Raw genomic sequence first — 7,195 nt, 5'->3', positions numbered from 1 at the left:
CCCGTCCATTGGTGTGGTTTTTTTGTCTTTTCCTTTCTCGGACCCCCCCCCCTCGCCACACACCCAAACCCCCCCCCCCTCGCCTCCTCCCCCCCCCCCTCCCCCGAGGTCGAGCACCGCGGCGGTCACCTCCTGCAGGGAGCGCGTCGGCGCCGGCAGCTTCCGCGACAGCGTCCCGGTGAAGAACGGCGCGTAGCGCACCTTCAGCCCCACCCGGAAGACGGCCCGCCCCTCGGCCTCGGTGTCGGCGTGCGCCTGCGCCGCCAGCTCCCGCAGCGCCGCAGCGACCTGCTCGGGTGTCGTGAGGTTGCGCTGGTACGTCGTCTCGCGGCTGTGCCCGCGGGCCACCCACGGGGTGTCGTCGACGACGGCGGAGCCCTGCCCGCGGCCCAGCTCCCCGTACCAGGCGCCCAGGCGCGGCCCGAGCTCGCCGACCAGGACGGCCTCGTCCGCGGCGGCGAGCCGCGCGACCGTGTCGATACCGTGCGCCGCGAGCCGCTTCGACACCTTCGCTCCCACGCCCCACAGGTCGACGGTCGGTCGCTCCCCCATCACGTCGAACCAGTTCTCGGCGGTGAGCCGGTACACGCCCGCCGGCTTGCCGAACCCGGTCGCGATCTTCGCGCGGACCTTGGTGTCGCCGATACCCACCGAGCAGTGCAGCGAGGTCGCGTCGAGCACCGCCCGCTGCACGAGCCGGGCGAACCCCTCCGGGTCCTCGCCGTCGTACCCGAGGAACGCCTCGTCCCAGCCGAGGACCTCCACCACCGTGCCCAGCCCGCGCAGCGTCTCCATCACGTGGGCGGAGGCCTCCTCGTACACCGGGCGGTCCACCGGCAGGAGGACGGCGTCCGGCACCTTGCGGACCGCCGCACGCAGCGGCATCCCCGACCGGACGCCGAACGCCCGCGCCTCGTACGACGCGGTGGAGACCACCGCGCGCTCCGTCGGGTCGCCGCGCCCGCCGACGATCACCGGCCTCCCCGCGAGCTCCGGACGCCGCAGGATCTCGACCGCGGCCAGGAACTGGTCGAGGTCGACGTGCAACACCCAGCGGAAGCTGCGCGGGCCCATGCCCCGAGTCTGCGTCACCGCCCTGCGGGTGACGAGCGGGCGAAAACCGCGGCCCCGCGCATCCGGCGCCCCGACGACGCCTCTCTCCCAGGGCGACCACCCCCGGGTCGCACCACCCCCTGGAAGAGAGCACCACCATGTCCGTCTCCACCCCGACTCACCGCCCGACCCACCGCCCGACCGCCGGCGTCCCCGCCCCCGGCGCCCCCGCCGACCCGGCCGCGCGCCGCCTCCCGAACGCGCTCGCCGAGCAGGTGGCGCTGCGGCTCGACGTCGCCGTCACCGCCCTCGCCCGATTCCTCACCCGGTGGTCCGTCCCGGCGCTGCGCGTCGCGCTCGGGCTCGTGTTCCTCGGCTTCGGCGTCCTGAAGTTCTTCCCCGGCGCCAGCCCCGCCGAGCAGATCGCGGGCCGCACCGTCGAGACGCTCACCCTCGGGCTCGTCCCCGCCGCGACCGCCGTCGTCCTGGTCGCGGTCATGGAGACCTTCATCGGCCTCACCCTGGTCAGCGGGCGACTGCTGCGCGTGGGCCTGGTCGTCCTCGCCGTCGCCATGGTCGGGATCCTGTCGCCCGTCGCACTGTTCGGCGACGAGCTGTTCGGGCACGGCATGACCCTGCTCGGGCAGTACGTGCTCAAGGACGTCGTCCTCGTGGCCGGTGCGGCCGTCGTCGCCTCGTGCGCACTCGGGGCCCGCCTGCGGCTCGAGGCGTGAGCGGACCGCCGCACCCGCCCCGCGTCATCGTCGGAGGGCCGCCGACCACCGGTCAGCGGCCCTCCGGCACGCCGTCCTGCGACGCCCGGCCGACCCCGCGCCGCCGGTCGTCCGCGCGGCGGTGCGCGTCGATCGTCGGCCCGTGCCGCTCGCCCCACCCCGCCAACGCCGCCAGCGGCACCAGGAGCGACGCACCCAGCCCCGTCATCGCGTACTCGACGCGCGGGGGCACCTCCGGGTAGACGGTCCGCGCGACCAGCCCGTCCCGCTCGAGGCGCCGGAGCGTCACCGCGAGCAGCCGGTGGGAGATGCCCTCGACCCTGCCGAGCAGCGTCGTGAACCGCACGGGCCCGTCGCCGAGCTCGGCCAGCACCACCAGCGACCACTTGTCGCCCACGCGGTGGCAGAGCTCCCGGACCCTGCGCCGGTCGTCCTCGCCCGCGCACGCCGAGCCCGCCGCGCCGTCCCAGGTCCCCGCGCCGTCCCAGATCTCCGCGCCGTCCCCGATCTCCGTGCTCGCCATGCTCGCTCCGTCCCGATCCGCACCCCGGGGTGCGTGACGCACTTCATGGTGCGGGTGGCCGACCGGGCATAGGGCACCGGTCACCGGAGGTTCCCGCCATCGACCACAACACGTCGGGGCGACCGAGATCGTCCCGACCCGACGGAAGGCGCACCATGACGACGATCGCGATCATCACCGGCAGCACCCGACCCGGCCGCCACAGCGAGCGCGTCGCGCGCTGGGTGCTCGACGTCGCGGGACGGCGCGACGACGCCCGCTTCGAGCTGGTCGACCTCGCCGAGCAGGACCTGCCCCACCTCGACGAGCCGGTCCCCGCCTCGGGCGGGCAGTACGCCGGCGAGCACACCCGGCGGTGGGCGGCGACCGTCGCCCCGTTCGACGGCTTCGTGTTCGTGACCCCCGAGTACAACCACTCGGTGCCCGGGGTCCTCAAGAACGCCCTCGACTACCTGTACGCCGAGTGGAACGACAAGGCGGCGGGGTTCGTCGGCTACGGCGTCCTCGGGGGCGCGCGGGCCGTGGAGCACCTGCGCCTGGTCGCGGCCGAGCTGCAGCTCGCGACGGTCCGCACGCAGGTGGCGCTGTCGTTCCACCACGACTTCCGCGAGTACCGCGAGCTCGACCCGGAGCCCCGGCAGCGCGCCGCGCTCGACGAGCTCCTGGACCAGGTGGTGGCCTGGTCGGACGCCCTCGCGCCGCTCCGCGCGGCGCGGGCGGCGGCCGCCGCGGCCTGACCGACCCGTCGGGGAGGACGCGGCGCGGTCGACCGTGGACCGCACCGCGTCCGGATCGTGAGAATTCTCGGGAGCAGCCTGGCGTTCTGCGAAACGGCTGCTATACCTCCGCCCCAGGTCAAGAGCCCCAGCGCGAAGCCCCGGCTGGCTGGGCAGCAACCCCACGTCACGGCGGGGTGCTCCGGAGGATGACCAGGCCGCCGGCCGGCCCGTCCGCGGGCCGAGACGCCGCGCGGCAAGCGTGATCGACGGACTTGCGAGGTACACCCGATGACCGAACCCACCCGCCCCTCCGCCGCCTCCGTGGTGGTGGTCTCCGGCAACCCGCGCGAAGGCTCGCGCACCCTGGCCGCGGCCGAGGCCGCCGGGCGCCGCGTCGCCGAGCTGCTCGGCACCACGGACGTGGCGACGATCGAGCTCGCGGCGTTCGCGGGCGAGATCCTCACGGCCGCGCACCCGGCCGCCGACGAGGCGAAGGACCGCCTGGCGCGCGCCACGGTCGCCGTCGTCGCGACCCCCGTCTACAAGGCCTCCTACACGGGTCTGCTCAAGTCGTTCCTCGACCTCTACGGGCCGGACGGCCTGGCGGGCGTCGTGGTCGTGCCGCTCGTCGTGTCCGGCAACCCGGCGCACGCGCTCGCCGGCGAGGCGCACCTGCGGCCCGTCCTCGTGGAGCTGGGTGCCGTCGTGCCCACCCGCACCCTGACCCTCACCGAGGCGCAGCTGCCCGACCTCGGCGAGGCGCTCGACCCCTGGTTCGCCCGCTGGGCGACGTCGCTGCGGCGCGCCGCCGGCGTACCCGCCGCGCCGGCCGCCACCGCCACGGCCGCCACCGCCACGGCCGCCACCGCCACGACCACCACCACGACGGACGCCACCGCCGCCGAGCTGACGGGAGCCGCCCTGTGACCACGGAGCACACCCACGCGCACACCGACCTGTCCGCCCTGTCCGAGATCGAGGAGCTCCTGGCCCAGCAGGACGAGCCCCAGCTGTCCCCCGACGAGTTCAAGACGGTCTTCCGCCAGCACCCGGCAGGCGTCGCCGTCGTCGCGCTCGCGCACGAGGGCCGCCCCGTCGGGTTCACCGCCACGTCCGTGATCTCCGTGTCGGCCGCGCCGCCGCTGCTGGCGTTCTCGCTGGCGTCGACCTCCTCGTCGTGGCCCGCCGTCTCGGAGGCCAGCACGCTCGCGATCAGCTTCCTCGCCGACCACCAGGACCACCTCTCCGCCCGGTTCGCGACGAGCGGCATCGACCGCTTCGCGGACGGCGGCTGGACGGCCCTGCCCTCGGGCGAGCCCGTGATCGACGGGGCGGTCTCGTGGGTGCGGGCCCGGGTGGTGCAGCGGACGCCGGTCGGCGACAGCTACCTGGTGTCCCTGCGCGCGCTGCAGTCCGGGTCGGACGACGCCTCGCCGCTCGTCTACCTCGACCGGACCTACCACCGGCTCGGCGACGAGTCCGCGATCTGAGAGGCGGCCCCCGCACCATGACCACCCTGACCTCTCCCTTCCTCGTGGGGCTCGACGTCGACGGCGCGGGCGCGCACCCCGCGGCCGTCACGAGCACCGGGATCGCCGTGACCGAGCTCGTCTCCGCCGCACGGCTCGCCCGCACGGTGCGCCGCGCCGAGCACGCCGGCGTCACCTTCGCCACGTTCGCCGACGCCCTGCTGCCCGCGGTCGCGGGGTCGCCCGCCTCCGCGCGGCTCGACGCCGTCACCCGCGCGGCGTTCGTGTCCCGCACCACCACCGCGATCGGCCTGGTGCCCCAGGTGCCGACCACCTATCCGGAGCCGTTCCACGTGGCGGCCCAGCTCGCGTCCCTCGACATCGCGGCCTCCGGCCGGGGCGGCTGGCTCGCCGGCGCGACCCGCACCCCGGAGACGGCGGCCGCCTACGGCCGCGACGACGTCGCCGACCTCGCCCGCGAGGCCCGCGACGTCGTGCAGGTCGTGCGCGACCTGTGGGACTCGTGGGAGGACGACGCCGTGATCCGCGACGTCGCCACGGGCCGCTACGTGGACCGCGACCGGCTGCACCACGTCGACTTCGTCGGCGAGGGCTTCGCCGTCAAGGGCCCGCTCATCACGCCGCGCCCGCCCCAGGGTCAGCTCGTGGTGCTCGCGGCGGCCGCCGACGTCGCGCCCTCGGTGCGCGCCGAGCCCCTGGTCGACGTCGCGCTCGTCGGCGGCACCGACGTCGCCACCGCCCGCGCGGCGGCACGCGCCGCGACGGCCGCGGGGACGGGCGGGCCCGACGGCGCCGCCCGGGCGGTGCTCGACCTGGAGGTGGTGCTCGACGCCGGCGACCGCACCGCGACCGCCCGGCTCGCCGAGCTCGACGCCGCCACGCCCTCGGGGGCGCGCACCGGCTGGGGCACGGGCGCGCTGCGGTACACCGGCGACGCCCCGGGCCTCGCCGGCCTCCTCGCCGAGCTCGCCGCGTCGGGCGACGTCGCCGGCGTGCGGCTGCTGCCCGCCGTCCTCGACGCCGACCTGCCGGTGCTCTCGGGCGACGTGCTGCCCGCGCTGCGCGCCGCCCGGCTCACCGCGGCGCCCCGCGCGGGCGCCACCCTGCGGGAGACGCTCGGGCTGCCGCGCCCCGCGAACCGCCACGAGACCCGACCCGACGCCGGCACCCGGGCGCGGCACGCCGCCCCGACCGCCGTCGCGACCGCCTGAGGAACTCCGATGACCACACCGACGACACCGCACGCCCCCGACGCGCCGATCACCCGCCCCCGCGCGCAGGTGCACTTCGGCGTCTTCTTCCAGGGCGTCAACCACACCACCATCTGGTCCGACCCGGAGTCCGGGTCGCAGACGGACTTCGCCTCCTTCGAGCGCGTGGTCCGCACCGCCGAGCGCGGGCTGTTCGACGCGTTCTTCCTCGGCGAGGGCCTGCGCCTGCGCGAGACCCGCGGCCGGATCCACGACCTGGACGTCGTGGGCCGCCCCGACGCGATCACCCAGCTCGCCGCGCTGGCGGCGATCACCGAGCGCATCGGCCTCGTCGCCACCCAGAACACGACGTATCACGACCCTGCCGACCTGGCCCGGCGCCTCGCGAGCCTCGACGTCCTGTCCGGCGGGCGGGCAGCGTGGAACGTCGTGACGACGGACAACGCGTGGACCGGCGAGAACTTCCGCCGCGGCGGCTACCTCGACCACGCCGACCGCTACGAACGGGCCGCCGCCGTGCTGGCCGTCGCCCGCGGGGTCTGGGACGCGTTCCCGGACGGCCCCGACGGCGACGTGGCGCGGGTGAACGTGCCGGGCGCCGACCTGCGCACCCCCCGCGACCTGGTGCTCGACGTCACCACGCCCCGCAGCCCGCAGGGCCACCCGGTGATCTTCCAGGCGGGCGACTCGCCCCAGGGGCGCGACTTCGCCGCCGCGCACGCCGACGTCATCTTCTCCCGGCACGGCGCGGTGCTCGCCGACGCGCTGGAGTTCGCGGCCGACGTGCGCCGCCGCGTCGTCGCCGCCGGACGGCCGGAGGACGACGTGAAGATCTTCCCGGGCACCGCGATCGTCGTCGGCGACACCCCGGCCGAGGCCGAGGAGAAGGCGCGCTGGGTGCGGCACGCCCAGGTCACGCCCGCCACCGCGCTGTCGATCGTCGGCAACATCTGGGGCGAGGACCTCTCGTCGTACGACCCGGACGGCCCCCTGCCCGCGCACGACCCGGTGGTCGAGGAGCTGGGCGGCGAGCGCGGCTCCGCGACCACGGGGGCGCGCACGCACGAGGTCGCCCGGCAGTGGCGCGCCCTCGCCGAGGCGGAGCACCTGTCGATCCGCGAGCTGGTGATCCGCAACGCGGGCGAGCGCGGCTTCACCGGCACCCCCGGCGCCGTCGCGGACGAGCTGACCCGCTGGGTGCGCACCGGCGCCGTCGACGGGTTCAACCTCAGCCCGTGGATCGTGCCGTCCGGGCTGGACGACGTCGTCGAGAAGGTGGTGCCCGCACTGCAGGAGCGCGGGGCCTACCCCACCGCGTACGAGGGCGTCACGCTGCGCGAGCACCTCGGGCTGCGCGAACCGCTCACCCGGCGAGCCCGGAGCCGGTCCGCGACCGTCGACGCCGACAGCGAACCGACGCTCGTTCCCACGCCCTGAGCACGTACTCTGCGACGGCAGACCAGGA

Annotated in this window: 8 protein-coding genes and 1 riboswitch; of the genes, 6 read left to right on the top strand and 2 right to left on the bottom strand. The window is 76.0% G+C overall.

Annotated features, from left to right (window positions below; genetic code table 11):
* Positions 1-1,074, bottom strand: a 1,074-nt coding sequence (locus ACFVS0_RS01785) for a DNA polymerase IV (RefSeq protein WP_430586987.1), incomplete at its 3' end; no start/stop codon positions are given.
* A 137-nt stretch (positions 1,075-1,211) separates the two neighbouring features.
* Between ACFVS0_RS01785 and ACFVS0_RS01780 the strand changes: the two genes are divergently transcribed.
* Complete coding sequence (locus tag ACFVS0_RS01780) at positions 1,212-1,787, top strand: DoxX family membrane protein (protein ID WP_430586986.1); 576 nt, start codon at positions 1,212-1,214, stop codon at positions 1,785-1,787.
* 52 nt (positions 1,788-1,839) lie between these two features.
* Here ACFVS0_RS01780 and ACFVS0_RS01775 read toward each other — a convergent pair whose 3' ends face one another.
* Complete coding sequence (locus ACFVS0_RS01775) at positions 1,840-2,310, bottom strand: winged helix-turn-helix transcriptional regulator (protein WP_430586985.1); 471 nt, start codon at positions 2,308-2,310, stop codon at positions 1,840-1,842.
* A gap of 155 nt (positions 2,311-2,465) precedes the next feature.
* On the opposite strand from ACFVS0_RS01775, the gene ACFVS0_RS01770 reads away from it, so the two are divergent.
* The 5 genes from ACFVS0_RS01770 (at position 2,466) to ACFVS0_RS01750 (ending at position 7,167) form a co-directional block, all read left to right on the top strand.
* Complete coding sequence (locus tag ACFVS0_RS01770; protein ID WP_430586984.1) at positions 2,466-3,047, top strand: NADPH-dependent FMN reductase; 582 nt, start codon at positions 2,466-2,468, stop codon at positions 3,045-3,047.
* 116 nt (positions 3,048-3,163) lie between these two features.
* Positions 3,164-3,295, top strand: a riboswitch (SAM riboswitch).
* A gap of 22 nt (positions 3,296-3,317) precedes the next feature.
* Entirely contained in the window at positions 3,318-3,956 is a 639-nt protein-coding gene (locus tag ACFVS0_RS01765; protein WP_430586983.1) for an NADPH-dependent FMN reductase, read from the top strand.
* A 29-nt stretch (positions 3,957-3,985) separates the two neighbouring features.
* Positions 3,986-4,519, top strand: coding sequence for a flavin reductase family protein (locus ACFVS0_RS01760; protein WP_430587132.1), 534 nt, complete (start codon positions 3,986-3,988; stop codon positions 4,517-4,519).
* A gap of 17 nt (positions 4,520-4,536) precedes the next feature.
* Positions 4,537-5,730, top strand: a complete 1,194-nt coding sequence (locus tag ACFVS0_RS01755; protein WP_430586982.1) for a nitrilotriacetate monooxygenase — start codon at positions 4,537-4,539, stop codon at positions 5,728-5,730.
* A 9-nt stretch (positions 5,731-5,739) separates the two neighbouring features.
* On the top strand, positions 5,740-7,167 hold the full coding sequence (locus tag ACFVS0_RS01750; protein ID WP_430551173.1) for an LLM class flavin-dependent oxidoreductase: 1,428 nt from the start codon (positions 5,740-5,742) through the stop codon (positions 7,165-7,167).
* The last annotated feature ends 28 nt before the right edge of the window (positions 7,168-7,195 follow it).

This window comes from Isoptericola sp. NPDC058082 (genome assembly GCF_042885055.1).
Lineage (GTDB): Bacteria > Actinomycetota > Actinomycetes > Actinomycetales > Cellulomonadaceae > Isoptericola.
This window is presented reverse-complemented; position numbering and strand designations above follow the sequence as displayed.

Excerpts from the sequence above, each read along its gene's own strand:
- ACFVS0_RS01780 (WP_430586986.1), top strand. The coding sequence starts at position 1,212 with ATGTCCGTCTCCACCCCGACTCACCGCCCGACCCACCGCCCGACCGCC.
- ACFVS0_RS01775 (WP_430586985.1), bottom strand. The coding sequence starts at position 2,310 with ATGGCGAGCACGGAGATCGGGGACGGCGCGGAGATCTGGGACGGCGCG.
- ACFVS0_RS01770 (WP_430586984.1), top strand. The coding sequence starts at position 2,466 with ATGACGACGATCGCGATCATCACCGGCAGCACCCGACCCGGCCGCCAC.
- ACFVS0_RS01765 (WP_430586983.1), top strand. The coding sequence starts at position 3,318 with ATGACCGAACCCACCCGCCCCTCCGCCGCCTCCGTGGTGGTGGTCTCC.
- ACFVS0_RS01755 (WP_430586982.1), top strand. The coding sequence starts at position 4,537 with ATGACCACCCTGACCTCTCCCTTCCTCGTGGGGCTCGACGTCGACGGC.
- ACFVS0_RS01750 (WP_430551173.1), top strand. The coding sequence starts at position 5,740 with ATGACCACACCGACGACACCGCACGCCCCCGACGCGCCGATCACCCGC.